This is a genomic window from Pseudomonas sp. ADAK18, from assembly GCF_012935695.1.
Classification (GTDB): Bacteria; Pseudomonadota; Gammaproteobacteria; order Pseudomonadales; family Pseudomonadaceae; genus Aquipseudomonas.
The window spans coordinates 5,076,367-5,101,895 of sequence record NZ_CP052859.1 but is presented as its reverse complement, the minus strand read 5'-3'; the positions used below and the strand labels follow the sequence as shown (position 1 = coordinate 5,101,895).

The window sequence follows — 25,529 nt, the reverse complement described above, 5'->3', positions numbered from 1 at the left end:
GCAAAGGATATGGCCATGACGACCCATGTAATCAGCCTGGTATCTATCGGCGCCCACCCGACCTCCGGCCGGCCACGCCGCGCGGAACAGGATGCCCGCGCCGTGGAACTGGGTTTGCAACTGGCTGGGGATAACCTGCAAGTGCTGCATGCCGGTGATATTGCTGAGCCGACCCTGCGCGCCTATCTGGGCATGGGGCTGGAACAACTGCACGTGCTGGAGCAACCCGCTGGCGCCGATGCCTTACCGGTGCTGGGTGACTATTTACGGGAGGCTGGCGCCCAGGTGGTGCTTACCGGCAGCCAGGCGGAAACCGGTGAAGGTTCGGGCATGTTGCCGTTCCTGTTGGCCGAGCAGTTGGGCTGGCCGTTGATTGTCGGCCTGGCCCAGGTGGAGTCTATTGAGAGCGGCGTGGCCCATGTGCTGCAAGCCTTGCCCCGTGGTCAGCGGCGGCGCTTGAAAGTACGTCTGCCGTTTCTCGCCACTGTGGATAACGCCGCACCCAAGCCTCGGCAAAGTGCTTACGGTCCGGCGCAACGTGGGGAGTTGACGGCCCATGACGTACAGGTACTGGACGATGAGTTATTCACAGGCGCGGTGTTGCAACCGGCCAAACCTCGGCCCAAGCGCCTCAAAGTGATCAAGGCCAAGAGCGGTGCCGACCGGATGAAAGCAGCCACGGCCAAGGCCAGCGGTGGTGGCGGGCAGGTGCTCAAGGGCGTTAGCGCCGAAGAGGGTGCCCAAGCGATTCTCAAGTTGTTGATTGAGGAAGGGGTTGTCCGTTAAGTCTCGAAACAAACACTCATATATGGCAAGGCCGAGTGACTTGTCAGTGCGTGCAGACGAGGCTAAACAAAACACTTCAGGCCAAAGGATTCAGCACCATGTCCGTCACGTTTCGTCCAGCACTGTCGAGTGACTCCCGGGAAATCTCGAGGTTGTTCCTTATCTCCTCCGAGGGTGCTGCCGCCTACATCTGGAGCCAGCTTGCGCAGCCGGGTGAGGAGCTTCTGGATGTCGGTACCCGTCGGTATGCGCGTAGCGGTGTAGATTTCTCCTATGAAAATTGCCTGATAGCCGAGGCCGAGGGCCAAGTGGTAGGCATGATGCACAGCTATGCGATGCACCATGACCCGGACGCCGCGCCGGTTACCGATCCGGTGCTGGCACCTTATGCAGATCTGGAAATACCCGACACCCTCTATATCTCCAGTCTGGCGCTGCACGAAGATTGGCGTAACCAAGGGTTGGGTTTGAAGTTTCTCACCCGTGCGCGTGCGCGGGCCGAGGAGCTTGGATTGATTGGCTTGAGCCTGATCGACTACGCCGCCAACACAGGCGCCCGACGATTTTATGAGCGCCATGGTTTTCGTATTGTCGGCAGTTGCTCGATAACCCCGCACCCGATGCTGCGTGTTACGGGCGAAGCCTACTTGATGCAGTATCCCTAACCCCGGATGGCTAACGCGGCGGTTACCCACAATCCCTGTTGGCCCACCTGTGGATAACCTGTTTGCGGCTGTCCACATCCCAGGCAAATCAAGCCCTGCAGCCCTCTGTACGAAAAACAACCAACCTAACTGACGGTTTTTCCTTGGGTTTTTCTGTGGATAAGGAAAGTACCCGGCTCATACTTGCCCCCAAAGTCTGTTGGCGCTTCTGTGGATAAGATGTTTGCTATCCGCTACAGGCCATATGAACAAAGGCTTTCAGTGACCTGATTAAAATATGATCAATATCGTCATTTCAGCTTTAAATATCCGTCAAAGCCTCGATTTTCCTTAGCCACAGTCGGTTTTCCACAGAAAGGCCAAAGTTGCCCCCAAAGTCTGTTGGTGCTTCTGTGGATAAGGTGTTCGCGTTCCCCTGTAGACCATACAATCCGTGGCTTACAGGCTTTAGATCAAAAATTGATCAATAGTGGGTAAAAGCCCGTGCTTTGAATAAGTCACGGATTTTCTTGGTTTTATTTCGAGAGGGAAGAGCAGTTGCCCACAATTGCTGTGGGTGGCTTTGTGGATAAGTTGTTGGGCGATGGCTGGAGGGCAGGGTGGGAGTGGTCTGCCAAGGTGTTGGACGAATTTTGTACAGCCACAAACCAGTGTGGGAGTCGGGCTTGCCCGCGATGACGGAGTAACAGCCAACACAAGGGTTGAATGTTAAACCGCTATCGCGGGCAAGTCCGGCTCCCACATTTTTGATCGGCAGCCTGTTACTCGTGTACGGCAACGCCTTTGAGGTACGGCGCTGGTGCCGCCCCCAGGTTGCTCAGCATCCGCTCGCTGTACCAATCCACAAAGTTCACTACCCCAAACTCATAGGTCTTGGAGTACGGCCCCGGCTGATACGCGGTGGAATTGATCCCGCGCTGGTTTTCTTCCGCCAGACGACGGTCTTGGTTGTTGGTTGCGTCCCATACCTGGCGCATGCGATCGACGTCGTAGTCCACGCCTTCCACGGCGTCCTTGTGGACGATCCACTTGGTAGTGACCATGGTTTCCTGGGCGCTGATTGGCCACACGGTGAAGACGATGATGTGATCGCCCATGCAGTGGTTCCACGAGTGCGGCAGGTGCAGGATGCGCATCGAACCCAGGTCCGGGTTCTGGATGCGGCCCATCAGTTTCTTGCAGCCTTGCTTGCCATCCAGGGTCATGGACACCGTGCCCTTGAGCAGTGGCATGCGCACGATCCGGTTACGCAGGCCGAAGCTGGCGTGGGCGTAAGGGATTTTCTCGGCGTCCCAGGCAGCAGCAGACGCAGCCACGTGGTCCTTGAAGGCCTGGTCGGCCCGTGGGTCGGTGACGTCGTCCCATTCCAGCAGGGTTTTCAACAGTTCCGGGTGCGAGGCGTTGCAGTGGTAGCACTCGCGGTTGTTTTCCAGCACCAGCTTCCAGTTGGCTTTTTCGAACAAGGTGGTCTGAATCGCCACCTTGGTGTTCTCCATGTCGTAGGGTTCCATGTAGTGGCTCAGGGTCGACAGGAAGTCGTCGATGGCCGGCGGGTTCTGCGACAGGCTGATAAAGATGTAGCCGCCGGCGGTCTTCACGTTCACCGGCTTGAGGCCGTACTGCTTCATGTCGAAGTCAGCGCCCATCTCGGTGCCGGCGAACAGCAGGCGACCGTCCAGCTCGTAGGTCCACTGGTGGTAGTGGCAGACCAGCTTGGCCACCTTGCCCTTGTCGCTGGTGCACAAGCGTGAACCGCGATGGCGGCAGACGTTGTGGAACGCGTGAACCACGCCGTCAGCACCACGAATCACGATGATTGGGTTCTTACCCACTTGCAGGGTGATGTAGTTGCCCTTGGTGGGGATTTCGCAGGTCATGCCGGCGATCAACCACTCTTTCTGGAAGATCTCCTGCATGTCGATATCAAACAGCCGCTCATCAGAGTAAAACGGCTGCGGCAGCGAATAGGTACGCTCGCGCTCTTGCAGCATTTGCGCGGTGGCCTTGCGTGCGGGTTCCAGCGGATCGCCCAAGCTTAAGGTTGCGGTGACGTCCATCGTGTGTGTCCTCATGGCCATTCTGTGTGGCCGGCGAATAGTGGCTACGGTTGGTGCTGTGCAAGGCGTAAAGAAAGCGTCTTTATGTGCTGCGAGTGTGGGGCCGGCGCTAGCCTGAACCTTATCTATGGGCGACATGGCCCAATCTGTTCCCGACGCGTAACCCCCGGTAGTTGGGGGCTGGTCGCGATAAGTATGTGAATGTCGCAGATAGGTAAATGGGTGATTCGCGCGTTACGCAGAATCGCCATCATAAGGCCGAGCACACGGCTATGGAGAACAGCATGTCCAACAGCTTCCTGAATCCGGTAACCACCCAGACCTGGGCCAATGGTCGGCACATCGTCCGTTGCGTCAAAGTCATCCAGGAAACCTGGGACGTGCGCACCTTCTGCTTCATGGCTGACCAGCCGATCCTGTTCTTTTTCAAGCCGGGGCAGTTCGTCACCCTGGAGTTGGAAATCGACGGCCAGCCGATCATGCGTTCGTACACCATTTCCAGCTCGCCATCGGTGCCCTACAGCTTTTCGGTGACCATCAAGCGCGTACCGGGCGGCAAGGTTTCCAACTGGCTGCACGACACTCTTCATGAAGGGCAAGAGCTGGCGGTGCACGGGCCGGTCGGACTGTTCAACGCTATCGACTACACCAACCCGAAAGTGCTGTACCTGAGCGGTGGTGTTGGTATCACCCCGGTGATGTCCATGGCGCGCTGGTTCTACGACACCAACGCGAATGTCGACATGGTCTTCGTCCACAGCGCCCGCTCGCCAAAAGACATCATCTATCACCGCGAGCTGGAACACATGGCGTCGCGGATCGACAACTTCAGCCTGCACCTGATCTGTGAGAAGCACGGTCTGGGTGAGCCATGGGCCGGTTATCGCGGTTACCTCAACCAGAAAATGCTCGAGCTGATGGTGCCCGATTTCCTGGAGCGCGAAGTCTTCTGCTGCGGCCCCACGCCGTACATGAATGCGGTCAAGCGTTTGCTGGAAGCCAACGGCTTCGACATGAGCCGCTACCACGAGGAATCCTTCGGCGCGACGCCGCCGGAAGCCCGTGCCGATGCCGTGGAGCAAGCCGAGCAAGCAGCAGATGCACCGGAAATCGACCTGGCGGATCTGCATCAGGTGGAGTTCATCTCGTCGGGCAAAAGCATTCGCGTGGCACCGGGCGAAACCGTCCACGCCGCTGCGGCCAAGCTTGGGCTGCTGATCCCGAAAGCCTGTGGCATGGGGATTTGCGGGACCTGCAAGGTGATGAAGCTGGGTGGGGAAGTCGAAATGGAGCACAACGGCGGCATCACCGAGGAAGACGAAGCCGAAGGCTACATCCTGTCGTGCTGCAGCGTGCCGAAGGGTGATGTGCGGATTGAGTTTTGAATCGGGGGATTTTAAGTCACGTCAGTTCCGCGTCGAAGGTCATGAGTCTTCGACGCGGGCCTTAGACGTTAATGATTACTGGGCGTAGATATGGACGACGAAGTGCTGGCCTGATGCTGTCAATTCATAGGCTTTGTCGTAGATCCTCAGCGTCCTTGATGGCTCGCGGATGGTGTCGCCCACTTTTGCGTATTTCCTGAACTCATCCCAGTCGATAACCGTAGTGCTGACAGTGCCGTCGCTTTGTAGGGTGTTGACGTTGCTTTGATATTCCATAATTCAGCTCTCCATTTGATTTCTGTCTCCGGCCGATTATTCGGCAGGCGGTTAATTCCGGAAGGTGGCAGATATCGCTGCGCTTTCCTTCCGGGTTCCAAGAGGCTAGACAATGAAATCGCAATGCGATGCTGTCAGAAATATCAAAAAACAGACTCGGCAATAGGCCGGTACGCGCTGGCCTGAGTCCTACTTTAAGCGTTCATCACTTCCCTGATATCGGCAGCCAACTCTCTTACCCGTTCTTCCTCGGTATCCCACGCACACATGAACCGCGCGCCGCCTTTACCAATGAAGGTGTAGAACCGCCAGCCCTTGGCCGTCAGCGCGGCAATCGCCGGTTCCGAGAGTTGCAGGAACACACCGTTGGCCTGCACCGGGAACATCAATTCCACGCCAGGGATGTCCGTTACCAGGCTGCTGAGCAACTGTGCGCAGTGGTTGGCGTGGCGAGCGTGTTTGAGCCAGGCGTCGTTTTCCAGCAGTCCTACCCACGGGGCGGAGAGGAAACGCATCTTCGAAGCCAGTTGCCCGGCCTGTTTGCAGCGATAATCGAAGTCTTCGGCCAGTTTGTGGTTGAAGAACAGAATCGCCTCACCCACCGCCATACCGTTCTTGGTGCCGCCAAAGCACAGTACGTCGACGCCGGCTTTCCACGTCAGGTCGGCAGGCGAGCAGCCGAGGAACGCGCAAGCATTGGAGAACCGCGCGCCGTCCATGTGCAGGTTCAGCCCCAGTTCCTTACAGGTAACGCTGATGGCGCGGATTTCTTCCGGGGTGTAGACGCTGCCGACTTCCGTAGCCTGGGTCAGGGTCACCACGCGCGGCTTGGGGTAGTGGATGTCCTGGCGCTTGAGGGCGATCTCGCGGATCGATTCCGGGGTCAGCTTGCCGTTTTCGGTGCGGGCGGTGAGCAGTTTCGAGCCGTTGGAGAAAAACTCCGGTGCGCCGCATTCGTCGGTTTCGACGTGGGCGGTTTCCGAGCAAATCACGCTATGGTAGCTCTGGCACAACGACGACAGGGCCAGGGAGTTGGCCGCCGTGCCGTTGAAGGCGAAGAACACTTCGCAGTCGGTTTCAAACAGGTTGCGGAAACCGTCGGCGGCGCGGTGGGTCCATTCATCGTCACCGTAGGCGCGTTGATGGCCCTGGTTGGCCAGTTCCATGGCGGCCCAGGCTTCCGGGCAGATGCCGGAATAGTTGTCGCTGGCGAATTGTTGGCTCTTGTCAGTCATGGCCCGTTCCTGTGGTCGATGTTGGTGCGCACTTTAACCAAGATTGTCGGGCGCACGCACGCTCTGTTAATGCAAAGTCACTGGGGAATTATGCACGGTACTGAAACGATTCCTGTAAGCCGCGTCCGTGACGGCGCCCTCGACCTGCTCAAATGGCTGGCGCTGTTGAGTATGGTGCTGGATCACTTGCGTTACGTCGGTTTGAACCTGGACGGCCTGTATGTACCGGGGCGCCTGGCCTTCCCGTGGTTTTGCCTGGCGATTACGGCGAATCTGCATCGGATCAAGGATGCGCCCGCGACCTTTCAATGGCGTTACTTGGGCTGGCTATTGCTGTTCAGTGTGATCAGTGAGGTGCCGTATCGGATGTTTATCGACGATGCGGATACGCTAAATGTACTGCCGACGTTGGCGTTGGGGTTGCTGGTTGCCCGAGGATGGCAGCAGAAGACGGTTTTTGATCGAGGATTGGCGCTGATTGCCTTGGTATTGGCGGCGGTGTTCTCAGCGCAATTGATGTTTGGGTTCTTTGGCGTATTGCTGCCGTTGGCGATGTTGTGGGTGTTTCGTCGGCCGTGGTACTTAAGCCTGTTGCCGGGCCTTGTGTGCCTGGCCGCCAATCAGTGGCAGGTTTTGCTCAATAGCGGCACGCTTGTGGCGATGCTGGGATTGGTGACATGCCTGATTGCGCCACTGGCTGGATTGGTCTTGTTGCGACATGCCAGACATGTGTCGCCGCCAGCCATGCGGCGCTGGGCGTATGCCCTCTATCCGCTGCATTTCTTACTGCTGCTACTCGTTCGCAAGATCATCGCCTAACCCCTGTGGGAGCTGGCTTGCTCGCGAAAGCGGTGGTTCTGCCGGCACATGTATTTACTGATCCACCGCCTTCGCGAGCAAGCCCGCTCCCACATTTGTTCTGTGCCGTTCATTCGATGTCGTAAACGCACCTTTGCGTGGCGTCCATAGGCATTTGATCTCCCAGCGCCAGCCCTACCATCGCATCAAAGGGCCCCTCCGTCGTGCGGCGGCCCCAACAATACGATTGGCGCACCGCCGCCGCTGGGAGAGACGCGATGTTCAGCAAGCAAGACCAGATCCAGGGTTATGACGATGCACTGCTGGCGGCCATGAATGCCGAGGAGCAGCGTCAGGAAGATCATATCGAGCTGATCGCGTCAGAGAACTACACCAGCAAACGCGTCATGCAAGCCCAAGGCAGCGGCCTGACCAACAAATACGCCGAAGGCTATCCGGGCAAGCGCTACTACGGTGGCTGCGAGCACGTCGACAAAGTTGAAGTCCTGGCCATCGAACGCGCCAAGCAACTGTTTGGCGCCGATTACGCCAATGTGCAGCCGCACTCCGGTTCGTCCGCCAACAGCGCGGTGTACCTGGCGCTGCTGAACGCTGGTGACACCATCCTTGGCATGAGCCTGGCCCACGGTGGTCACTTGACCCACGGCGCCAAAGTGTCGTCCTCGGGCAAGCTGTACAACGCGGTGCAATACGGCATCGACACCGCCACCGGCCTGATCGACTACGACGAGGTCGAGCGCCTGGCCGTGGAGCACCAGCCGAAGATGATCGTGGCCGGTTTTTCCGCCTACTCCAAGACCCTGGATTTCCCGCGCTTTCGCCAGATTGCCGACAAAGTCGGTGCGCTGCTGTTCGTCGACATGGCCCACGTCGCCGGCCTGGTTGCCGCCGGTCTGTACCCGAACCCGCTGCCCTACGCCGATGTGGTCACCACTACGACCCACAAGACACTGCGTGGTCCGCGTGGCGGGCTGATTTTGGCCAAGGCTAACGAAGAAATTGAAAAGAAACTCAACTCTGCGGTATTCCCTGGCGCCCAAGGCGGCCCGCTGATGCACGTGATCGCCGGCAAGGCGGTGTGCTTCAAGGAAGCCCAGGAGCCGGGTTTCAAGGTCTATCAACAGCAAGTGATCGACAACGCCCAGGCCATGGCCGGCGTGTTTATCAAACGCGGCTACGATGTAGTGTCCGGCGGCACCGATAACCACTTGTTCCTGGTCAGCCTGATCCGTCAGGGCCTCACCGGCAAAGAGGCGGACGCCGCCCTCGGTCGTGCCCACATCACCGTCAACAAGAACGCTGTGCCCAACGATCCACAGTCGCCGTTCGTGACCTCGGGCCTGCGTATCGGCACTCCGGCGGTGACCACTCGCGGTTTCAAAGTACCCCAATGCCTGGAGCTGGCCGGCTGGATCTGCGACATCCTCGACAACCTCGGTGACGCCGATGTCGAGGCTAACGTGGCCAAGCACGTGTCTGCCCTGTGCGCTGATTTCCCGGTTTATCGCTGAGCGCGGTTTTGGAGTAATGACTATGCAACGCTACTCGGGCTTCGGCCTCTTCAAACACTCACTCAGCCATCACGAAAACTGGCAGAAAATGTGGCGCACGCCGACCCCGAAAAAGGTCTACGACGTGGTCATCGTCGGCGGCGGCGGGCATGGTCTGGCGACCGCCTACTACTTGGCGAAAGAGCACGGCATCACCAACGTGGCCGTGGTCGAGAAAGGCTGGCTGGGCGGCGGTAACACCGCGCGCAACACCACCATCGTGCGGTCCAACTACCTATGGGACGAGTCGGCACACCTGTACGAACACGCGATGAAACTGTGGGAAGGTCTTTCCCAGGACCTGAACTACAACGTGATGTTCTCTCAGCGTGGCGTTTACAACCTGTGCCACACCTTGCAGGACATCCGCGATTCCGAGCGTCGTGTCAGTGCCAACCGCCTCAACGGTGTGGACGGCGAACTGCTCGATGCCAAACAAGTCGCCGACGAAATTCCGTACCTGGATTGCTCGAAAAACACCCGCTACCCGGTGCTGGGCGCTACCGTTCAACGTCGTGGTGGCGTGGCCCGTCACGATGCCGTGGCCTGGGGCTTTGCTCGTGCTGCGGACGCGCTGGGCGTGGACCTGATTCAGCAGACCGAAGTGATCGGCTTCCGCAAGGAAAACGGCGTGTGCATCGGTGTCGAAACCAACAAGGGCTTTATCGGCGCCAAGCGTGTCGGTGTGGTCACTGCCGGTAACTCCGGGCACATGGCAGGCCTCGCCGGTTTCCGCCTGCCGATCGAATCCCACCCGCTGCAAGCGCTGGTGTCGGAGCCGATCAAACCGATCATCGACAGTGTGATCATGTCCAACGCCGTGCACGGTTACATCAGCCAGTCCGACAAGGGCGACCTGGTGATCGGCGCCGGTATTGACGGCTACAACGGCTACGGCCAGCGCGGCTCGTACCCGGTGATCGAACACACCATCCAGGCCATCGTCGAGATGTTCCCGGTGTTGTCCCGTGTGCGCATGAACCGCCAGTGGGGCGGCATCGTCGACACCACACCGGATGCTTGCCCGATCATCTCCAAGACGCCGGTACCGAACATGTTCTTCAACTGCGGTTGGGGCACCGGTGGTTTCAAGGCCACGCCAGGCTCAGGCAACGTGTTTGCCGCCAGCCTCGCCAAGGGTGAAATGCACCCGTTGGCAGCACCTTTCTCCATCGACCGTTTCCACAACGGTGCGCTGATCGACGAACACGGCGCTGCGGCCGTCGCCCACTAACAGGAGAAATTCCCTATGTTGCATATCTTCTGTCCTCACTGTGGCGAACTGCGCTCCGAAGAGGAATTCCACGCGTCCGGCCAAGCGCATATTCCGCGCCCGCTGGACCCGAATACCTGCACCGACGAGCAGTGGGGCGACTACATGTTCTTCCGCGATAACCCCCGCGGCCTACACCACGAACTGTGGATTCACGCCGCCGGTTGCCGCCAGTACTTCAACGCGACCCGCGACACCGTCACCTACGAAATTCTTGAAACCTACAAGATTGGCAGCAAGCCGCAATTCACCGCCAAGGCTTCTGGAGAGAAGGTATGAGCCAGATCAATCGCCTGTCCAACGGTGGCCGGATCGACCGCAACAAAGTCTTGAGCTTCACCTTTAATGGCCAGAGCTACAAAGGCTTTGAAGGCGACACCTTGGCCGCTGCATTGCTGGCCAACGGCGTCGACGTTATCGGTCGCAGCTTCAAGTACTCGCGTCCACGCGGCATCTTTGCTGCCGGCGCTGAAGAGCCCAACGCAGTGCTGCAGATCGGCGCCACCGAAGCCACGCAAATCCCCAACGTGCGCGCCACGCAACAGGCGCTGTACCAGGGTTTGGTCGCCACCAGCACCAACGGCTGGCCGAGCGTGAACAACGACATGATGGGTATTCTCGGTAAGGTCGGCGGCAAGCTGATGCCACCGGGCTTCTACTACAAAACCTTCATGTACCCGCAATCGTTCTGGATGACCTACGAGAAGTACATCCGTAAGGCCGCAGGCCTGGGTCGTTCGCCGACCGAGAACGATCCGGATACCTACGACTATATGAACCGTCACTGCGACGTGCTGATTGTCGGCGCTGGCCCTGCGGGTCTGTCTGCTGCCTTGGCCGCTGCTCGCAGTGGTGCCCGCGTGATCGTCGCTGATGAGCAGGAAGAATTCGGCGGCACGCTGCTGGACTCTCGCGAAAGCCTCGACGGCAAACCGGCATCCGAATGGGTTGCCGGCGTCATTGCCGAACTGAAATCCCTGCCGGGCGTGGTGCTGCTGCCCCGCGCTACGGTCAACGGCTACCACGACCATAACTTCCTGACCATTCACGAGCGCCTCACCGATCACCTCGGCGACCGTGCGCCGATTGGCCAGGTGCGTCAGCGCATCCACCGTATCCGCGCCAAGCGTGTGGTGCTGGCGACCGGTGCGTGTGAGCGTCCTCTGGTCTATGGCAACAACGATGTGCCGGGCAACATGCTCGCGGGTGCGGTCTCGACTTACGTGCGCCGTTACGGTGTGGCACCGGGCAAGAAACTGGTGCTGTCGACCAACAACGATCACGCCTACCGCGTGGCGCTGGACTGGTACGACGCCGGCCTGCAAGTGGTCGCTGTGGCCGATGCCCGCCACAATCCACGCGGTGCGTTGGTTGAAGAAGCGCGTGCCAAAGGCATCCGCATCCTCACCGGCAGCGCCGTGATCGAAGCCCGTGGCAGCAAGCACGTGAGCGGCGCCCGTGTGGCGGCGATTGACGTCAAGGCTCACAAGGTTACCAGTCCCGGCGAATGGCTGGACTGCGATCTGGTGGCCAGCTCCGGCGGCTACAGCCCGGTGGTCCACCTGGCTTCGCACCTGGGCGGCAAGCCGACCTGGCGTGAAGACATCCTCGGTTTTGTGCCGGGCGAAGCACCGCAGAAACGTGTGTGTGTCGGCGGTATCAATGGCGTCTATGGCCTTGGTGATTCCCTGGCGGATGGTTTTGAAGGTGGCGTGCGCGCGGCCAGCGAAGCCGGGTTTGCACCGGTAGAAGGCGTGCTGCCTAAAGCCTTGAGCCGTCTGGAGGAGCCGACTCTGGCGCTGTTCCAGGTGCCGCATGAAAAAGCTACCGCACGGGCGCCGAAGCAATTTGTCGACCTGCAAAACGACGTCACCGCCGCCGCCATTGAATTGGCCACTCGCGAAGGTTTCGAGTCGGTAGAACACGTCAAACGCTACACCGCGTTGGGCTTCGGTACCGACCAGGGCAAGCTCGGCAACGTCAACGGCCTGGCCATCGCAGCCCGTTCGCTGAACGTGACCATCCCGCAGATGGGCACCACCATGTTCCGTCCCAACTACACGCCGGTGACCTTCGGCGCCGTTGCGGGCCGGCACTGTGGGCACATCTTCGAACCGGTGCGCTACACCGCGCTGCAAGCCTGGCACGTGAAGAACGGTGCCGAGTTTGAAGACGTTGGCCAGTGGAAACGCCCGTGGTACTTCCCGCGTAACGGTGAAGACCTGCACGCTGCGGTGAAACGCGAATGCCTGGCTGTGCGCGACAGCGTCGGCCTGTTGGACGCGTCGACCCTCGGCAAGATCGACATTCAAGGTCCGGATGCGCGCGAGTTCCTCAACCGCATCTACAGCAACGCCTGGACCAAGCTCGATGTGGGCAAGGCACGCTACGGCTTGATGTGCAAGGAAGACGGCATGGTCTTCGACGACGGAGTAACCGCCTGCCTCGCTGACAACCACTTCCTGATGACCACTACCACCGGTGGCGCAGCGCGTGTGCTGCAGTGGCTGGAAATCTACCAGCAGACCGAATGGCCAGACCTCAAGGTGTACTTCACTTCGGTCACTGACCACTGGGCGACCATGACCTTGTCTGGCCCCAATAGTCGCAAGCTGCTGAGCGAGGTCACCGACATCGACCTGGACAAGGACGGCTTCCCGTTCATGACCTGGAAAGAAGGCTTGGTCGGCGGTGTGCCGGCGCGGGTGTTCCGTATCTCGTTTACCGGCGAGCTGTCGTATGAGGTCAACGTGCAGGCCGACTACGCCATGGGCGTGCTGGAACAGATCGTCGAGGCCGGCAAAAAATACAACCTGACCCCGTACGGCACCGAGACCATGCACGTACTGCGGGCAGAGAAGGGCTTCATCATCGTTGGGCAAGACACCGACGGTTCGATGACCCCCGACGACCTGAACATGGGCTGGTGCGTAGGCCGTACCAAACCGTTCTCGTGGATCGGCTGGCGCGGGATGAATCGCGAAGATTGCGTGCGTGAAGAGCGCAAGCAACTGGTGGGCTTGAAGCCGATCGACCCGAACGTGTGGCTGCCGGAAGGCGCCCAGTTGGTGTTCGATCCGAAGCAGACGATTCCGATGAAGATGGTCGGCCACGTCACTTCAAGTTATGCCCACAACTCCCTCGGCTATTCGTTTGCCATGGGCGTGGTCAAGGGCGGCTTGAAGCGTATTGGCGAACGGGTGTTTGCACCGTTGGCCGATGGCAGCGTGATCGAGGCGGAGATTGTTTCTTCGGTGTTCTTTGATCCTAAAGGCGATCGTCAAAATATCTGACAGACCGAGTCGCCTGCATCGCAGGCAAGCCAGCTCCCACATTTTGAATGTGTTCACCCATCAAAATGTGGGAGCTGGCTTGCCCGCGATGAGGCCAGGACAGTCACCGCAAGACCTACAGAATTCAACACAGGTGCTTTATGACAGCAGCCAATGTTTACCAACAACGCCCCACCTCCGGAGCCAAGGCCGAGTCGTCGCTGCACCATGCCGACCTCGCCAGCCTCGCGGGTAAGGGCCGTAAAAACGCCGGCGTGACCGTGCGTGAAAAGAAACTCCTCGGCCACCTGACCATTCGTGGCGATGGCCATGACGCTGCCTTCGCCGCAGGCGTACACAAGGCCCTGGGCATCGAGTTGCCTGGCGCCCTGGCGGTAATCGTCAAAGGTGAAACCAGCCTGCAATGGCTTGGCCCGGATGAATGGCTGCTGGTGGTGCCGAGCGGTGAAGAGTTCGCTGCCGAGAAAAGTTTGCGTGAAGCGTTGGGTGACCTGCATATCCAGATCGTCAACGTCAGCGGCGGCCAGCAGATCCTGGAGCTCAGCGGCCCGAATGTGCGCGATGTGTTGATGAAGTCCACCAGCTACGACGTGCACCCCGATAACTTTCCGGTGGGCAAGGCGATTGGCACGGTGTTCGCCAAGTCGCAATTGGTGATCCGCCATACCGCTGAAGACACGTGGGAGCTGGTGATTCGTCGCAGCTTCTCGGATTACTGGTGGCTGTGGTTGCAGGATGCAGCGGCGGAATATGGGTTGAGCGTGGAAGCCTGATCGAATAAGCGCATACCTTCTGTAATGGGTGGGCTGTTGTGGCGAGGGGGCTTGTCCCCCGTTGGAGCGCGCAGCGGTCCCAATAAGGTCAGAGCATCTTTTCTGAAATAACCTAGCGGCAGGTTTTGGGGCTGCTTCGCAGCCCAACGGGGGACAAGCCCCCTCGCCACAAAGGCCTAAGGGAAACACACTATGAGCCGCGCACCCGATACATGGATTTTGACCGCCGACTGCCCCAGCGTGCTCGGCACGGTGGACGCGGTGACCCGCTATCTGTTCGAGCAGGGCTGCTACGTCACCGAACACCACTCCTTTGATGACCGGCTCTCGGGCCGTTTCTTCATCCGTGTGGAGTTCCGCCAGCCTGACGGCTTTGACGAGCAAGCCTTCCGCGATGGCCTGGCCACACGCGGTGAAGCCTTCGGCATGATCTTCGAGCTCACCGCACCGAACTACCGGCCCAAAGTGGTGATCATGGTCTCCAAGGCCGATCACTGCCTCAACGATTTGCTCTACCGCCAGCGTATCGGCCAGTTGTCCATGGACGTGGTTGCCGTCGTTTCCAACCATCCTGACCTCAAGCCTTTGGCCGACTGGCACCAGATTCCCTACCACCACTTCCCCCTGGACCCTCACGACAAACCGTCTCAGGAGCGTCAGGTGTGGCAGGTGATCGAGGAGTCCGGCGCCGAACTGGTGATCCTTGCGCGCTACATGCAAGTGCTGTCACCGGAGCTGTGCCGCAAGCTCGATGGCAAAGCCATCAACATCCATCACTCCCTGCTGCCTGGTTTCAAGGGCGCCAAGCCTTATCACCAGGCTTACAACAAGGGCGTGAAACTGGTAGGCGCCACCGCGCATTACATCAACAACGACCTGGATGAAGGCCCGATCATCGCTCAGGGCGTGGAAGTGGTGGATCACAGTCACTACCCGGAAGATTTGATCGCCAAGGGGCGGGATATCGAAGGGCTGACGTTGGCCCGGGCGGTTGGGTATCACATTGAGCGGCGGGTGTTTTTGAACGCCAATCGAACTGTGGTGCTCTGATGGACGCCTTCGCGAGCAAGTCGAATCGTCGCACCGCCGCTCCCACATTCGACCGCATTTCAAAATTGGAACTCGGTCGAATGTGGGAGCGGCGGTGCGACGATTCGACTTGCTCGCGAAGAGGCCCGAACAAGCAACACAAGAAACAGCATCTGTACCCGAGCATTTAACGCGCTGCCTGCCTGGGCAACGCGGTTCCATAAAAACAACAGCGAGGTGAAAGCATGTCTGGTAATCGTGGTGTCGTGTATCTCGGCAACGGCAAGGTCGAAGTACAGAAAATCGACTATCCCAAAATGCAGGACCCCCGTGGCAGGAAGATTGAGCACGGCGTCATCCTGCGCGTGGTCTCCACCAACATCTGCGGCTCCGACCAACACATGGTGCGCGGTCGCACCACTGCTCAGACCGGCCTGGTGCTGGGTCACGAGATCACCGGCGAAGTGATCGAGAAAGGCAGTGACGTCGAGAACCTGAAAATCGGTGACCTGGTCTCCGTGCCGTTCAACGTTGCGTGCGGCCGTTGCCGCTCCTGCAAGGAAATGCACACCGGGGTCTGCCTGAGCGTCAACCCGGCGCGTCCGGGCGGTGCTTATGGCTACGTCGACATGGGCGACTGGACCGGCGGCCAAGCCGAATATGCGCTGGTGCCTTACGCCGATTTCAACCTGCTGAAACTGCCGGACCGCGACCGTGCCATGGAGAAAATCCGTGACCTGACGTGCCTCTCCGACATTCTGCCGACTGGCTACCACGGCGCAGTGACCGCTGGTGTTGGTCCAGGCAGCACGGTTTATGTGGCGGGTGCCGGCCCTGTCGGCTTGGCTGCGGCTGCTTCTGCTCGCCTGCTGGGCGCAGCGGTGGTGATCATCGGCGACGTGAACCCGATCCGCCTGGCTCACGCCAAGGCCCAGGGTTTCGAAATTGCCGACCTGTCCAAGGACACGCCGCTGCACGAGCAAATCGCGGCACTGCTGGGCGAGCCGGAAGTCGATTGTGCGGTGGATGCGGTGGGCTTCGAAGCCCGTGGTCACGGGCATGACGGCGTCAAGCACGAAGCTCCGGCTACGGTGCTCAACTCGCTGATGGGTGTGGTGCGGGTAGCTGGCAAGATCGGTATTCCTGGTCTGTACGTCACCGAAGATCCAGGTGCGGTCGACGCCGCCGCTAAAATGGGCAGCCTGAGCATCCGCTTCGGCCTGGGTTGGGCCAAGTCCCACAGCTTCCATACTGGGCAAACACCAGTGATGAAGTACAACCGCCAACTGATGCAGGCAATCATGTGGGACCGCATCAAGATTGCCGACATCGTGGGCGTGGAGGTCATCAGCCTCGATGATGCACCGCGTGGTTACGGCGAGTTCGATGCCGGCGTGCCGAAGAAGTTTGTGATTGATCCGCACAAGCTGTTCAGCGCGGCATAAGCGTCAGGCAAACAAAAGGGCGACCTGCGGGTCGCCCTTTTTTTGTCTGCAGGTTGCAGGCGCTCAGCGAACCGCCAATGCGCCTTGATACACCGTAGGCCCGGTCGGTTGCTTGCTCACCGATCCACCCTTGGTTTCTGAACTCACCAGCAGCTCAACCGGCTTGCTGATGGTTTCCTGCTGGCGTGGGTTCAAGCCAATGATGCCGTTGCCGTCTTCGGGCAGCAGGCCTAGCGAGACAGGCGTACCGTCGGCGGGAATGGCCCATAGCTCCAGGCTGCGATCAGGCTCCGGCGCTGTCGAAGCAATCGGTTTTACTTCCAGGTAATCCTTGTGAGCCATGATCTGGGCGGCCGGTTGCTGCGTGGTGCTGACCAGGGTCGCGGCAGACTTGACGTTATCTTGGGTATAGATCGCGCCACCGATACCGGCGGCGACAACGAGGCAGGCACCGACGAACAGGCGAGGGCGGTTCCAGAATGAAGGTTTGTGGTCAATCACATGGGAGTCGGTCGCAGTCATTAGGCTATTCCTGACAGGGGTTGAGTACGGCGCACGGGCGGGGAAAAGAAAGCAGATGAGGCCGCTGCCGAAGGCCGTTAGTAGCTCTTTGCTAGTAGGCTGGTCGAGTTTTGCAGTACTGCCATTGACCTTGAAATAGGCAATGGGTTCCTGACTCGACCGGTCAGTCCGTCGCCTGCGATGCCGTCAGCAGCGAATACAGGTTCCTGAACTAATCTGTCTATGGGAACAATCCCTGGCAAACCCCAGTCCAACGGCTGCTTTGTCCCACGCGGTGTAGGCCGGTGGGTTCATGAATCAAGAGGTTGTCTCGATGAAGATTTCACGCGGTTTTGCCCTGTCTTGCCTGTTGACCGTGGCGGCCAGCCCGGTGTTTGCGGCAGGTTTTAGCCTCGATGACGTATCCAAGGCCGTTTCTGCGGCTCAAGGTGGCGACAAGGCGGCGGCTGCTGCGCCGACGTCACAAACGGCGGGTTTGCTGGGTGCCCTGACTTCGCAATTGAATGTGACGCCAGAGCAGGCTGTCGGCGGTACCGGCGCGATGCTGGGCCTGGCCAAGAACAAACTGGGCGGCGGTGATTACTCACAACTGACCAAGAGCGTGCCGGGCCTGGACAAACTGTCCGGCAGCAACTCGCTGGGCAGCCTGGGCGCCCTGAGCGGCATGCTCGGCCAGAGCGGTGGCAGCAAGACGTCGGGCCTGGACGGTGTGTTGGGTAACGTGAAGGACACCAGCGACCTGAACACCGCCTTCAGCGCGCTGGGCATGGACGACAGCATGGTCGGCAAGTTTGCCCCGGTGATCCTCCAGTATCTGGGCGGCCAGGGTGCCAGCACTTCAGTACTGGGCAAGCTGGGCAGCCTGTGGGGCGCCGGCGGTTAATGGCCTTCTGCGCGTAACGCTTCGATACGCGCATCCTTCTCCATCCAGAGCTGGTTGACCCAGTTCTGGACGGTCTGGCGAAACGCTGGATCGTTCTCGTAATCCCCCTGCCACAACGCTGGATTCAGCTCGCGGGTGCGGATATCAATGATCACTTTCGGCACCGCGCCACTGATCAAATCCCAGAATCCTGGAATTTTCTCCTGCTGCTTTTGTGATGGATAAACCACGGTCACGTCGAGGATCGCGTCCAACTGTTCGCCCATGGCGGCCAGCACAAACGCCACGCCGCCGGCCTTGGGTTTGAGCAGGTGCGTGAAGGGTGAGGCCTGCTGCTGGCGCTTGGCCTCGCTGAAACGCGTGCCTTCCAGGTAGTTGACCACCGTCACCGGCTGGCGCTTGAACAGCTCGCAGGCTTCTTTGGTGATCTTCAGGTCCTGGCCCGCCAGCTCCGGGTGCTTGGCCAGGAATGCCTTGCTGTAGCGCTTCATGAACGGGTAATCCAGCGCCCACCAGGCCAGGCCCAGGAACGGCACCCAGATCAGCTCCTTTTTCAGGAAAAACTTGAAGAACGGCGTACGGCGGTTGAGGGTCTGGATCAGCGCCGGGATATCGACCCACGACTGGTGGTTGCTGATCACCAGATAGGAGGTGTCGCCCCGCAGGTCGTCACCGCCGCGAATGTCCCATTGGGTGGGAGTGAACAGGGTGAAGATCAGTTTGTCGATCTCGGCCCAGGTTTCAGCGATCCACATCACCGCTTTGGAGGCATAGTCGCGATAGCGACCGGGAGCCACCAGTTTGAGCAGGGCAAACACCATCAGCGGCCCGAACAGGACCAGGGTGTTGAGCAATAACAGCAATGTGACGAAACAGCCGGTGAGCAGGCGGCGCATAAGTAACTCTTGGAATCATTTTGGCGCAACATGATAAGCAGCTTCTGCCTAGAGGCCAAATCGCAAATAAGCGAATGAATGTTTCACAAAGTGCTGGGTATGCTGGACATCTAACTAAGGCCTGTTTTTGCGGTCTAGAATTTGCCTACCTATTTCAAGGAAACCACCTACGTGAAATCCATCCTTGCCTTGCTAGCCCTCGTCGCTCTCCCAGTCATGGCCGCCGAGCCGACCCTGTACGGGCGCTACGAATACATCCAACTGCCGGAAATCGGTGAAACCTTCAAGGCCAAAATGGACACCGGCGCACTGACCGCCTCGCTGTCGGCCCAGGATATCGAGACCTTCACCCGTGACGGTGAGGACTGGGTGCGTTTTCGCGTGAGCGGCAAGGACACCAGCAACAAGGTCTACGAACATAAAGTCGCACGGGTCAGCAAGATCAAGAGCCGCGCCGACGAAGATGAAGACAAGGACGAAGCCACCGCCGCCAAGCGCCCGGTGATTGACTTGGAAATGTGCCTGGGCAACGTCAAGCGTACCGTCGAGGTCAACCTGACCGACCGCAGCAGCTTCAACTACCCGCTGCTGATCGGCGCCAAGGCCCTGCGCGAGTTTGGCGCGGCGGTGAACCCGGCTCGTCGTTACACCGCCGACAAACCTGACTGCTGATTGACGCCCGTGCAGGCTTGGGGCACCGTCTCAGCTTTGCTCTCCAGTGCTCGGACGCCATGCCTCATATCCTGATTGTCGAAGACGAAGCGGCGATAGCCGATACGCTGATTTTTGCCCTGCAAGGCGAAGGCTTCACCACCACCTGGCTGAGCCTCGGCCAGGTGGCGCTTGAGCATCAGCGCCAAACTCCGGCGGACCTGATCATCCTCGATATCGGCCTGCCGGACATCAGCGGTTTTGAGACCTGCAAGCAACTGCGCCGTTTCAGCGAAGTACCGGTGATCTTCCTAAGTGCCCGGGACGCTGAGATTGATCGGGTGGTGGGCCTGGAGATTGGCGCCGACGATTACGTGGTCAAACCCTTTAGCCCTCGGGAAGTCGCAGCGCGAGTGCGGGCGATCCTCAAACGAGTTACGCCGGGGGCCGCGCCAGCCTTGTTCCAGGTGGACCTGGAGCGGGTGCAGATCAGCTACCGGGGGCAACCATTGAGCCTGACCCGCCACGAATTCCGTCTGCTGAACTGCCTGCTGGAGCAGCCCGAGCGCGTCTTTAGTCGCGAGCAGTTGTTGGATGCCGTGGGCGTCGCCGCCGATGCTGGCTATGAGCGCAATATCGACAGCCATATCAAAAGCCTGCGCAGCAAGTTACGCAGCGTGGCGCCCGATGCCGAGCCGATCCAGACCCATCGCGGCCTGGGCTATAGCTTCAGTCCGGGCCACAGCTGATGCGCCTGGGGATTCGGTTCTTCCTGGTCTATGCACTGTTTATCGGCCTGACCGGCTACTTCGTGCTCAACACGGTGATGAAGGAAATCCGCCCCGGCGTGCGCCAATCCACCGAAGAAACCTTGGTGGACACCGCCAACCTGCTGGCCGAAGTCCTGCGCAAAGACGTCAAGGATGGCACCCTTGGCCAGAGCCACTGGCCGGAGCTGCTCAAGGCCTACGGCAACCGTCAGCCCGGCGCCACGATCTGGGGCTTGCCGAAGAATCAGGTCAACCATCGTATCTACGTCACCGACGCCAAGGGCATGGTGCTGCTGGACTCTACGGGCGAAGCGGTGGGGCAGGACTATTCCAAGTGGAACGACGTGTACCTGACCCTGCGCGGCGAATACGGCGCTCGCTCGACACGCAGCCAGCCCGATGACCCCGCGTCGTCAGTGATGCACGTCGGCGCGCCGATCCGTGATAACGGGCAGATCATTGGCGTGGTTACCGTGGCCAAGCCCAATAGCTCGCTGCAACCTTATGTGGATCGCACGGAGAACCGCCTGTTGTGGTACGGCGCCGGGTTGGTGGGCCTGGGCCTGCTGTTTGGCGCGCTGCTGTCGTGGTGGTTGAGTGTTGCGTTGCGCAGGCTCACGGCCTACGCCCAGGCCGTGAGTGAAGGTCGCCGCGCCGAGTTGCCGCATTATCGCGGCGGTGAGTTGGAACAGCTGTCTACCGCCGTCGAGCACATGCGCACCCAGCTGGAAGGCAAGGCCTACGTCGAGCGTTATGTGCACACGTTGACTCACGAACTGAAAAGCCCGCTGGCGGCGATTCGGGGGGCGGCAGAGCTGTTGCAGGGTGATATGTCCCACGCTCAGCAACAGCGCTTCGTCAGCAATATCGACAGTGAAAGTGCGCGCTTGCAGCAGTTGATCGAGCGGCTGTTGAACCTGGCCCAAGTGGAGCAACGCCAAGGCCTGGAAGACCAGGCCAGCGTGCCATTGGCGGCGCTGGTAGACGAAGTGTTAAAGGCCCAGTGCGCGCGGATTGAAGGGGCGGGCTTGCAGGTTGAACAGTCGATTGCGCAGGAGGTGAGGGTGTTCGGCGAACCCTTCCTGCTGCGCCAGGCGCTGGGCAATCTGCTGGAAAATGCTCTGGATTTCACACCACCCGGTGGCGCCCTACGTTTCAGTGCCGAGGAGCGTGACGGTGATGTGGCCTTACGCTTGTTCAACCAGGCCGAACCGATTCCCGAGTACGCCTTGCCGCGCCTCAGTGAGCGTTTCTACTCTCTGCCGCGCCCGGCCAGCGGCCGTAAAAGCACCGGCCTGGGCCTCAACTTTGTCGAGGAAGTGATGAAGCTGCATGGCGGCTCATTGTTAATCGGCAACGTGCCGGGCGGTGTACAGGTGGTGCTGCATCTCCACACAGTCTCCACATCCCCCACATAAATCCCCCACATGCCCCTCCCAGACTCTCCCTTATTCAAACAGGGAGAGATCCATGAACCGCAGCCTGCTATCCAAACTTGGCGCCATCGCGCTGTTGATCCTGCTGTTGCTGATTCCATTGCTGATGATCGACGGCATCATCAGTGACCGACAGGAACTGCGCGACGGCGTGTTGATGGACATTGCCCGCAGCTCCAGCTACAGCCAGCGCCTCAGCGGGCCGGTGATGGTAGTGCCTTATCGCAAGACCGTTCGTGAGTGGAAGCTCAATGAAAAGCTCAACAAACGTTATGAAGAAACCCGTGAAGTGCGTGGTCGTTTGTATTTCCTGCCGGAGCACTTTGAGCTCGATGGCCAGGTGCAAACCGAACTGCGGGCCCGGGGTATCTACCAGGCGCGACTGTTCCATGCCGATAGTCGCATCAGCGGGCGTTTTGTGTTGCCGGCGCAGTTGGGCATCAGTGAAAACTTTGCCGATTACCAGTTTGACCCAGCGTTTCTGGCGGTGGGCATCAGCGATATTCGCGGTATCGAAAATGCGTTGAAACTGGAGGTGGGCACCCAGCGCCTGGAGTTTTCTCCGGGGACCCAAGTGGATTGGTTGGGGGAGGGTGTGCACGTGATGCTGCCTGAACAAGACAGCAAAAAGCCTGCACCGTTGGACTTCGCCTTCGACCTGCGCCTGCAAGGCACCGAGCAGTTGCAAGTGGTACCAGTGGGCAAGGCCAGCCAGGTCACGCTGGCCTCCAACTGGCCACATCCGAGCTTTATCGGCAACTTCCTGCCGGCTCAGCGCGAGGTCACCGACAAAGGCTTCACCGCCAACTGGCAGACCTCGTTTTTCTCCACCAACCTGGAAGAAGCCTTGCGCGGCTGTCTGTCGGAGCGTGGTTGTGAAGACTTCAACGGGCGCAGCTTTGGTGTGAATTTTATCGACCCGGTGGACCAGTACCTCAAGAGCGACCGGGCGATCAAATATGCACTGCTGTTTATCGCCCTGACCTTTGCCGGCTTCTTCCTGTTCGAAGTGCTCAAGAGCCTGGCGGTGCACCCGATCCAGTACGCGTTGGTGGGGGTGGCGCTGGCGTTTTTCTACCTGCTGCTGTTGTCGTTATCGGAGCATATCGGCTTTGCCCTGGCGTACCTGTTGTCGGCGAGTGCGTGCGTATTGCTGATCGGTTTTTACGTCTGTCACGTGCTGCGCAGCCTGGCCCATGGCCTGGGGTTTTCGGCGGGGTTGGCGGCGTTGTATGGCTTGCTGTATGGGTTATTGAGTGCCGAGGATTACGCGCTGCTGATGGGTTCGCTGTTGCTGTTCGGCCTGCTGGGTACGGTGATGGTGCTGACGCGCAAACTGGACTGGTATGGCGTGGGCAAGCGCAAGAGCGCCGAACCCCTGGTGTTTGACTTGGAGGCGGCCCATGAGTAGGTCATTGGGGTTGCGCGAGGACCATCGGGTGCGGGAGCTGTTGGTGGCGAGGATTGCTGCGTTGTTTCCCCCACTAGAAGAGCGCGGACGAGGGGCTTATTGTGGCGAGCGGGCTTGCCCGCGTTGGGCTGCGAAGCAGCCCTAAAACCACCACTGCGGTTTATCTGAAAGAATCTCGGTGATATTACTGGGGCTGCTGCGCAGCCCAACGCGGGCAAGCCCGCTCGCCACAATAGGTTCGCTCACCACAATAAGCTTGGGGTCAAATCGGCGGCTGGGTTGCCAGCATCGACGGCCGTTGGCTGACCTCGGCATACCAGGCCGCCAGCTTCGGCTGGCTGGATCGCCACTCCATATCCGGGTGTCGGTAATCCAGGTAACCCAAGGCACAGGCGACACTGATAGCGGCAACGTCAAAATGGCTCGCCAGTTCAGCGATCGCGTCCTGCTCCAGCATGCCGAGGGCACGACGGATCTTGTTGCGCTGTTCCTCCAGCCATTGCTCCCAGTGTTTTTCCGCCGGGCGCAGGGCGGTTTCATAACGCACCACCACGGCCGCATCCATGATCCCGTCGGCTGTCGAGGCCAGGGTCAGGCGCCGCCAGCGGGCCGAGCCGTCGCGGGGAATCAGCGGGTTGCCGACGTGCTGGTAATCGAAGTAATCGAAGATCACCCGGCTGTCGTGTATCACACTGCCGTCAGCCAAGCGCAGGGCCGGGATCTTGCCCAGCGGGTTGCCGTCGTTCAACTGCTCGATAGGGTTGATCGGCGTGACCAGCACGGTCTGCAGGGCGACCCGCTCCTGCTGGCCAGTCTCGTGGAGCAGCACCAGGACTTTACGCACAAACGGCGAAGCGGGGTTGTGGAACAACGTCATGCTGGGAGCGGACATGGAGATTCCTCGGAAAAGGGCAACCTTAGCCTAGACAGTTGTATGGCGGCTGACGAGGTGCCCGCTGGAATATTTTCGGTGCTTCTGAGGGCCTTATCGCGGGCAAGCCCGGCTCCCACAGTTGGTCCCGCTCTACCTGACTAATACGGTCAACTGTGGGAGTCGGGCTTGCCCGCGATGGAGCCCTCAGTCGCGCCGCCTCACCAACCCCCAAACGCCAATGACGGCTGGTATCCCCAGCCCGACCCAGCTCAACGAATCCCACAGCCCATCCCCCAACAGCGCGGCAAACAATCCCACCGCGCTGAGCAGGCCGATTCCCAGGGGAATACCGAACACTTTCCAGAAGTTCGACTGCCTCGGCTTCATGGTTTGGCCGCCTTGCGCCGTACCAGCCACAGGTACACGCCACTGCCCAACACGATGATGGTCAGCACATCCAGCACCGCCCAGAGGATCTTCATCGGCATGCCGCCGTAGTCACCGAAATGCAGCGGCTGGGACATGCCCATGGCGTCCATGTACCACGGCCGTTCGGCGATGGCGGTGACGGACAGGTTGCTGGCGTCGATCAACACCGGGGTCAGCAGGTGCGAGGTCAGGTGGGTGCTGCCCTTCATGAATACGGCGTAATGGTGCTCGCTGGAAAAGCGCGTGCCGGGGAAGGCGATAAAGTCAGGCTCCATGCCGGGGGCGGCCTTTTCGGCGATCTTCAGCAGGTCGGTGGCCGGTGCGCGCAACGTCAGCGGCAGGGCATTTTTATACGGTTCGATCATCGCGCTCAGGCTGTCCGTACGCCACGCGGCGATGATCAGGTCGGCGCAGGCGCTGATCACTCCGGTCACGCCCACCACCAAGGCCCAGGTCAGGGTGACCACGCCGATCAGGTTATGCAGGTCGAGCCAGCGCAGGCGGGTGGATTTGTCCTGGCGCACCGTGGCGAACTTCAAGCGGCGCATGAATGGCAGGTACAACACCGTGCCGGAAACAATCGCCAGCACAAACAGAATGCCCATGAAGGCCAGCAGCAACTTGCCCGGCAGTCCGGCGAACATATCCACATGCAGGCGCAGCAGGAACATCGTCAGCCCGCCGTTGGCCGACGGTGTTTCCACCGCTTCACCGGTGCGTGCATCGAGCATGAACGTATGGGACGAATTGGGCTCGGTACCGGCTGTGGCGGCCATGATCGCGATCACACCGTTCTTGTCGTCCTCGTCCCAGGCCAGGTACTGCATGGCTTCGCCCGGGCGATGAGCTTGCGCTGCCACTACCAACTGTTCGAGGTTGAGCTGTGGTGTGTCGGCCGGCATCTGCTTGAGTTCAGGCTCGTTGCCCAGCAGATGATCGATCTCGTGATGAAAGATCAGCGGCAGGCCAGTCAGCGCGAGCATCAGCAGGAACACGGTGCAGACGAGGCTGGTCCAGGTGTGGATGAAGGACCAGCGGCGGAGGGTTTTGCTTTTCATTTCATTGCCTTCA

Annotated in this window: 24 protein-coding genes; 16 read left to right on the top strand and 8 right to left on the bottom strand. The window is 59.8% G+C overall.

Translation table 11 applies throughout. The features are described 5' to 3' along the window. Nucleotides 1-15: 15 nt before the first annotated feature. Nucleotides 16-786: an electron transfer flavoprotein subunit beta gene (locus HKK55_RS23145; RefSeq protein ID WP_169356738.1), complete on the top strand. Its 771-nt coding sequence runs from the start codon at nucleotides 16-18 to the stop codon at nucleotides 784-786. A 98-nt stretch (nucleotides 787-884) separates the two neighbouring features. Then, the gene (locus HKK55_RS23140; RefSeq protein ID WP_169356737.1) at nucleotides 885-1,451 is read left to right on the top strand and encodes a GNAT family N-acetyltransferase; all 567 of its coding nucleotides are present in this window, start codon (nucleotides 885-887) and stop codon (nucleotides 1,449-1,451) included. 761 nt (nucleotides 1,452-2,212) lie between these two features. Here the strand turns inward: HKK55_RS23140 and gbcA are convergent. Beyond that, on the bottom strand, nucleotides 2,213-3,508 hold the full coding sequence (gene gbcA, locus HKK55_RS23135) for a glycine-betaine demethylase subunit GbcA (protein WP_169356736.1): 1,296 nt from the start codon (nucleotides 3,506-3,508) through the stop codon (nucleotides 2,213-2,215). A 284-nt stretch (nucleotides 3,509-3,792) separates the two neighbouring features. On the opposite strand from gbcA, the gene gbcB reads away from it, so the two are divergent. Then, nucleotides 3,793-4,893 (top strand): glycine-betaine demethylase subunit GbcB, encoded by a 1,101-nt coding sequence (gbcB, locus tag HKK55_RS23130; RefSeq protein ID WP_169356735.1) that lies wholly within the window; start codon nucleotides 3,793-3,795, stop codon nucleotides 4,891-4,893. Nucleotides 4,894-4,968: 75 nt separating this feature from the next. Here the strand turns inward: gbcB and HKK55_RS23125 are convergent, their stop codons facing one another. After that, nucleotides 4,969-5,169 (bottom strand): hypothetical protein, encoded by a 201-nt coding sequence (locus tag HKK55_RS23125; RefSeq protein ID WP_169356734.1) that lies wholly within the window; start codon nucleotides 5,167-5,169, stop codon nucleotides 4,969-4,971. A 194-nt stretch (nucleotides 5,170-5,363) separates the two neighbouring features. Further along, nucleotides 5,364-6,404 carry a low specificity L-threonine aldolase gene (locus HKK55_RS23120; protein WP_169356733.1) on the bottom strand — a complete coding sequence of 347 codons (1,041 nt, stop codon included), beginning with the start codon at nucleotides 6,402-6,404 and terminating at the stop codon, nucleotides 5,364-5,366. A gap of 90 nt (nucleotides 6,405-6,494) precedes the next feature. On the opposite strand from HKK55_RS23120, the gene HKK55_RS23115 reads away from it, so the two are divergent. The 8 genes from HKK55_RS23115 (at nucleotide 6,495) to fdhA (ending at nucleotide 16,586) form a co-directional block, all read left to right on the top strand. Continuing rightward, nucleotides 6,495-7,223 carry a TraX family protein gene (locus HKK55_RS23115; RefSeq protein ID WP_169356732.1) on the top strand — a complete coding sequence of 243 codons (729 nt, stop codon included), beginning with the start codon at nucleotides 6,495-6,497 and terminating at the stop codon, nucleotides 7,221-7,223. A gap of 257 nt (nucleotides 7,224-7,480) precedes the next feature. After that, a complete protein-coding gene (glyA, locus tag HKK55_RS23110; protein WP_169356731.1) occupies nucleotides 7,481-8,734 on the top strand; it encodes a serine hydroxymethyltransferase in 1,254 nt (417 codons plus the stop codon). 22 nt (nucleotides 8,735-8,756) lie between these two features. After that, nucleotides 8,757-10,007 (top strand): sarcosine oxidase subunit beta family protein, encoded by a 1,251-nt coding sequence (locus tag HKK55_RS23105; protein ID WP_169356730.1) that lies wholly within the window; start codon nucleotides 8,757-8,759, stop codon nucleotides 10,005-10,007. Nucleotides 10,008-10,022: 15 nt separating this feature from the next. Next, complete coding sequence (locus HKK55_RS23100) at nucleotides 10,023-10,325, top strand: sarcosine oxidase subunit delta (protein ID WP_076017832.1); 303 nt, start codon at nucleotides 10,023-10,025, stop codon at nucleotides 10,323-10,325. Beyond that, the gene (locus tag HKK55_RS23095) at nucleotides 10,322-13,339 is read left to right on the top strand and encodes a sarcosine oxidase subunit alpha (protein WP_169356729.1); all 3,018 of its coding nucleotides are present in this window, start codon (nucleotides 10,322-10,324) and stop codon (nucleotides 13,337-13,339) included. Before HKK55_RS23100 ends, HKK55_RS23095 begins: the two co-directional genes overlap by 4 nt. A gap of 140 nt (nucleotides 13,340-13,479) precedes the next feature. Beyond that, the gene (locus tag HKK55_RS23090; RefSeq protein ID WP_169356728.1) at nucleotides 13,480-14,112 is read left to right on the top strand and encodes a sarcosine oxidase subunit gamma; all 633 of its coding nucleotides are present in this window, start codon (nucleotides 13,480-13,482) and stop codon (nucleotides 14,110-14,112) included. 192 nt (nucleotides 14,113-14,304) lie between these two features. Continuing rightward, nucleotides 14,305-15,162: a formyltetrahydrofolate deformylase gene (gene purU / locus HKK55_RS23085; RefSeq protein WP_169356727.1), complete on the top strand. Its 858-nt coding sequence runs from the start codon at nucleotides 14,305-14,307 to the stop codon at nucleotides 15,160-15,162. A 224-nt stretch (nucleotides 15,163-15,386) separates the two neighbouring features. Continuing rightward, nucleotides 15,387-16,586, top strand: coding sequence for a formaldehyde dehydrogenase, glutathione-independent (gene fdhA, locus HKK55_RS23080; protein WP_088423304.1), 1,200 nt, complete (start codon nucleotides 15,387-15,389; stop codon nucleotides 16,584-16,586). A 63-nt stretch (nucleotides 16,587-16,649) separates the two neighbouring features. Here fdhA and HKK55_RS23075 read toward each other — a convergent pair whose 3' ends face one another. Next, entirely contained in the window at nucleotides 16,650-17,108 is a 459-nt protein-coding gene (locus HKK55_RS23075; RefSeq protein ID WP_169356726.1) for an anti-sigma factor, read from the bottom strand. A gap of 313 nt (nucleotides 17,109-17,421) precedes the next feature. Here HKK55_RS23075 and HKK55_RS23070 point away from each other — a divergent pair, with 313 nt between their 5' ends. After that, complete coding sequence (locus tag HKK55_RS23070; protein ID WP_169356725.1) at nucleotides 17,422-17,991, top strand: DUF2780 domain-containing protein; 570 nt, start codon at nucleotides 17,422-17,424, stop codon at nucleotides 17,989-17,991. On the opposite strand, the gene HKK55_RS23065 is transcribed toward HKK55_RS23070, so the two are convergent. After that, nucleotides 17,988-18,887 carry an acyltransferase gene (locus tag HKK55_RS23065; RefSeq protein WP_169356724.1) on the bottom strand — a complete coding sequence of 300 codons (900 nt, stop codon included), beginning with the start codon at nucleotides 18,885-18,887 and terminating at the stop codon, nucleotides 17,988-17,990. The two genes, HKK55_RS23070 and HKK55_RS23065, sit on opposite strands and share 4 nt — an antisense overlap. Before the next feature lie 171 nt (nucleotides 18,888-19,058). Between HKK55_RS23065 and HKK55_RS23060 the strand changes: the two genes are divergently transcribed. The 4 genes from HKK55_RS23060 to creD are packed head-to-tail and all read left to right on the top strand — an operon-like array spanning nucleotide 19,059 to nucleotide 23,155. Continuing rightward, nucleotides 19,059-19,559 (top strand): ATP-dependent zinc protease, encoded by a 501-nt coding sequence (locus tag HKK55_RS23060; protein ID WP_169356723.1) that lies wholly within the window; start codon nucleotides 19,059-19,061, stop codon nucleotides 19,557-19,559. Nucleotides 19,560-19,618: 59 nt separating this feature from the next. Next, nucleotides 19,619-20,287 (top strand): two-component system response regulator CreB, encoded by a 669-nt coding sequence (gene creB / locus HKK55_RS23055; RefSeq protein ID WP_169356722.1) that lies wholly within the window; start codon nucleotides 19,619-19,621, stop codon nucleotides 20,285-20,287. After that, the gene (gene creC, locus HKK55_RS23050; protein ID WP_169356721.1) at nucleotides 20,287-21,726 is read left to right on the top strand and encodes a two-component system sensor histidine kinase CreC; all 1,440 of its coding nucleotides are present in this window, start codon (nucleotides 20,287-20,289) and stop codon (nucleotides 21,724-21,726) included. The genes creB and creC overlap by 1 nt, the downstream gene beginning before the upstream one ends. A 52-nt stretch (nucleotides 21,727-21,778) precedes the next feature. Next, nucleotides 21,779-23,155: a cell envelope integrity protein CreD gene (creD, locus tag HKK55_RS23045; protein ID WP_169356720.1), complete on the top strand. Its 1,377-nt coding sequence runs from the start codon at nucleotides 21,779-21,781 to the stop codon at nucleotides 23,153-23,155. A 262-nt stretch (nucleotides 23,156-23,417) separates the two neighbouring features. Here creD and HKK55_RS23040 read toward each other — a convergent pair whose 3' ends face one another. The 3 genes from HKK55_RS23040 to HKK55_RS23030 all read right to left on the bottom strand — a co-directional run bounded on the left by HKK55_RS23040 (nucleotide 23,418) and on the right by HKK55_RS23030 (nucleotide 25,516). Next, the gene (locus HKK55_RS23040; protein ID WP_169356719.1) at nucleotides 23,418-24,047 is read right to left on the bottom strand and encodes a glutathione S-transferase; all 630 of its coding nucleotides are present in this window, start codon (nucleotides 24,045-24,047) and stop codon (nucleotides 23,418-23,420) included. 186 nt (nucleotides 24,048-24,233) lie between these two features. Continuing rightward, on the bottom strand, nucleotides 24,234-24,416 hold the full coding sequence (locus HKK55_RS23035; RefSeq protein WP_169356718.1) for a hypothetical protein: 183 nt from the start codon (nucleotides 24,414-24,416) through the stop codon (nucleotides 24,234-24,236). Next, nucleotides 24,413-25,516 (bottom strand): PepSY domain-containing protein, encoded by a 1,104-nt coding sequence (locus HKK55_RS23030; RefSeq protein ID WP_169356717.1) that lies wholly within the window; start codon nucleotides 25,514-25,516, stop codon nucleotides 24,413-24,415. Before HKK55_RS23030 ends, HKK55_RS23035 begins: the two co-directional genes overlap by 4 nt. Nucleotides 25,517-25,529: the final 13 nt, after the last annotated feature.

Coding starts and splice junctions, on each gene's coding strand:
- HKK55_RS23145 (WP_169356738.1), top strand. CDS start 16: ATGACGACCCATGTAATCAGCCTGGTATCTATCGGCGCCCACCCGACC.
- HKK55_RS23140 (WP_169356737.1), top strand. CDS start 885: ATGTCCGTCACGTTTCGTCCAGCACTGTCGAGTGACTCCCGGGAAATC.
- gbcA (WP_169356736.1), bottom strand. CDS start 3,508: ATGGACGTCACCGCAACCTTAAGCTTGGGCGATCCGCTGGAACCCGCA.
- gbcB (WP_169356735.1), top strand. CDS start 3,793: ATGTCCAACAGCTTCCTGAATCCGGTAACCACCCAGACCTGGGCCAAT.
- HKK55_RS23125 (WP_169356734.1), bottom strand. CDS start 5,169: ATGGAATATCAAAGCAACGTCAACACCCTACAAAGCGACGGCACTGTC.
- HKK55_RS23120 (WP_169356733.1), bottom strand. CDS start 6,404: ATGACTGACAAGAGCCAACAATTCGCCAGCGACAACTATTCCGGCATC.
- HKK55_RS23115 (WP_169356732.1), top strand. CDS start 6,495: ATGCACGGTACTGAAACGATTCCTGTAAGCCGCGTCCGTGACGGCGCC.
- glyA (WP_169356731.1), top strand. CDS start 7,481: ATGTTCAGCAAGCAAGACCAGATCCAGGGTTATGACGATGCACTGCTG.
- HKK55_RS23105 (WP_169356730.1), top strand. CDS start 8,757: ATGCAACGCTACTCGGGCTTCGGCCTCTTCAAACACTCACTCAGCCAT.
- HKK55_RS23100 (WP_076017832.1), top strand. CDS start 10,023: ATGTTGCATATCTTCTGTCCTCACTGTGGCGAACTGCGCTCCGAAGAG.
- HKK55_RS23095 (WP_169356729.1), top strand. CDS start 10,322: ATGAGCCAGATCAATCGCCTGTCCAACGGTGGCCGGATCGACCGCAAC.
- HKK55_RS23090 (WP_169356728.1), top strand. CDS start 13,480: ATGACAGCAGCCAATGTTTACCAACAACGCCCCACCTCCGGAGCCAAG.
- purU (WP_169356727.1), top strand. CDS start 14,305: ATGAGCCGCGCACCCGATACATGGATTTTGACCGCCGACTGCCCCAGC.
- fdhA (WP_088423304.1), top strand. CDS start 15,387: ATGTCTGGTAATCGTGGTGTCGTGTATCTCGGCAACGGCAAGGTCGAA.
- HKK55_RS23075 (WP_169356726.1), bottom strand. CDS start 17,108: ATGACTGCGACCGACTCCCATGTGATTGACCACAAACCTTCATTCTGG.
- HKK55_RS23070 (WP_169356725.1), top strand. CDS start 17,422: ATGAAGATTTCACGCGGTTTTGCCCTGTCTTGCCTGTTGACCGTGGCG.
- HKK55_RS23065 (WP_169356724.1), bottom strand. CDS start 18,887: ATGCGCCGCCTGCTCACCGGCTGTTTCGTCACATTGCTGTTATTGCTC.
- creB (WP_169356722.1), top strand. CDS start 19,619: ATGCCTCATATCCTGATTGTCGAAGACGAAGCGGCGATAGCCGATACG.
- creC (WP_169356721.1), top strand. CDS start 20,287: ATGCGCCTGGGGATTCGGTTCTTCCTGGTCTATGCACTGTTTATCGGC.
- creD (WP_169356720.1), top strand. CDS start 21,779: ATGAACCGCAGCCTGCTATCCAAACTTGGCGCCATCGCGCTGTTGATC.
- HKK55_RS23040 (WP_169356719.1), bottom strand. CDS start 24,047: ATGTCCGCTCCCAGCATGACGTTGTTCCACAACCCCGCTTCGCCGTTT.
- HKK55_RS23035 (WP_169356718.1), bottom strand. CDS start 24,416: ATGAAGCCGAGGCAGTCGAACTTCTGGAAAGTGTTCGGTATTCCCCTG.
- HKK55_RS23030 (WP_169356717.1), bottom strand. CDS start 25,516: ATGAAAAGCAAAACCCTCCGCCGCTGGTCCTTCATCCACACCTGGACC.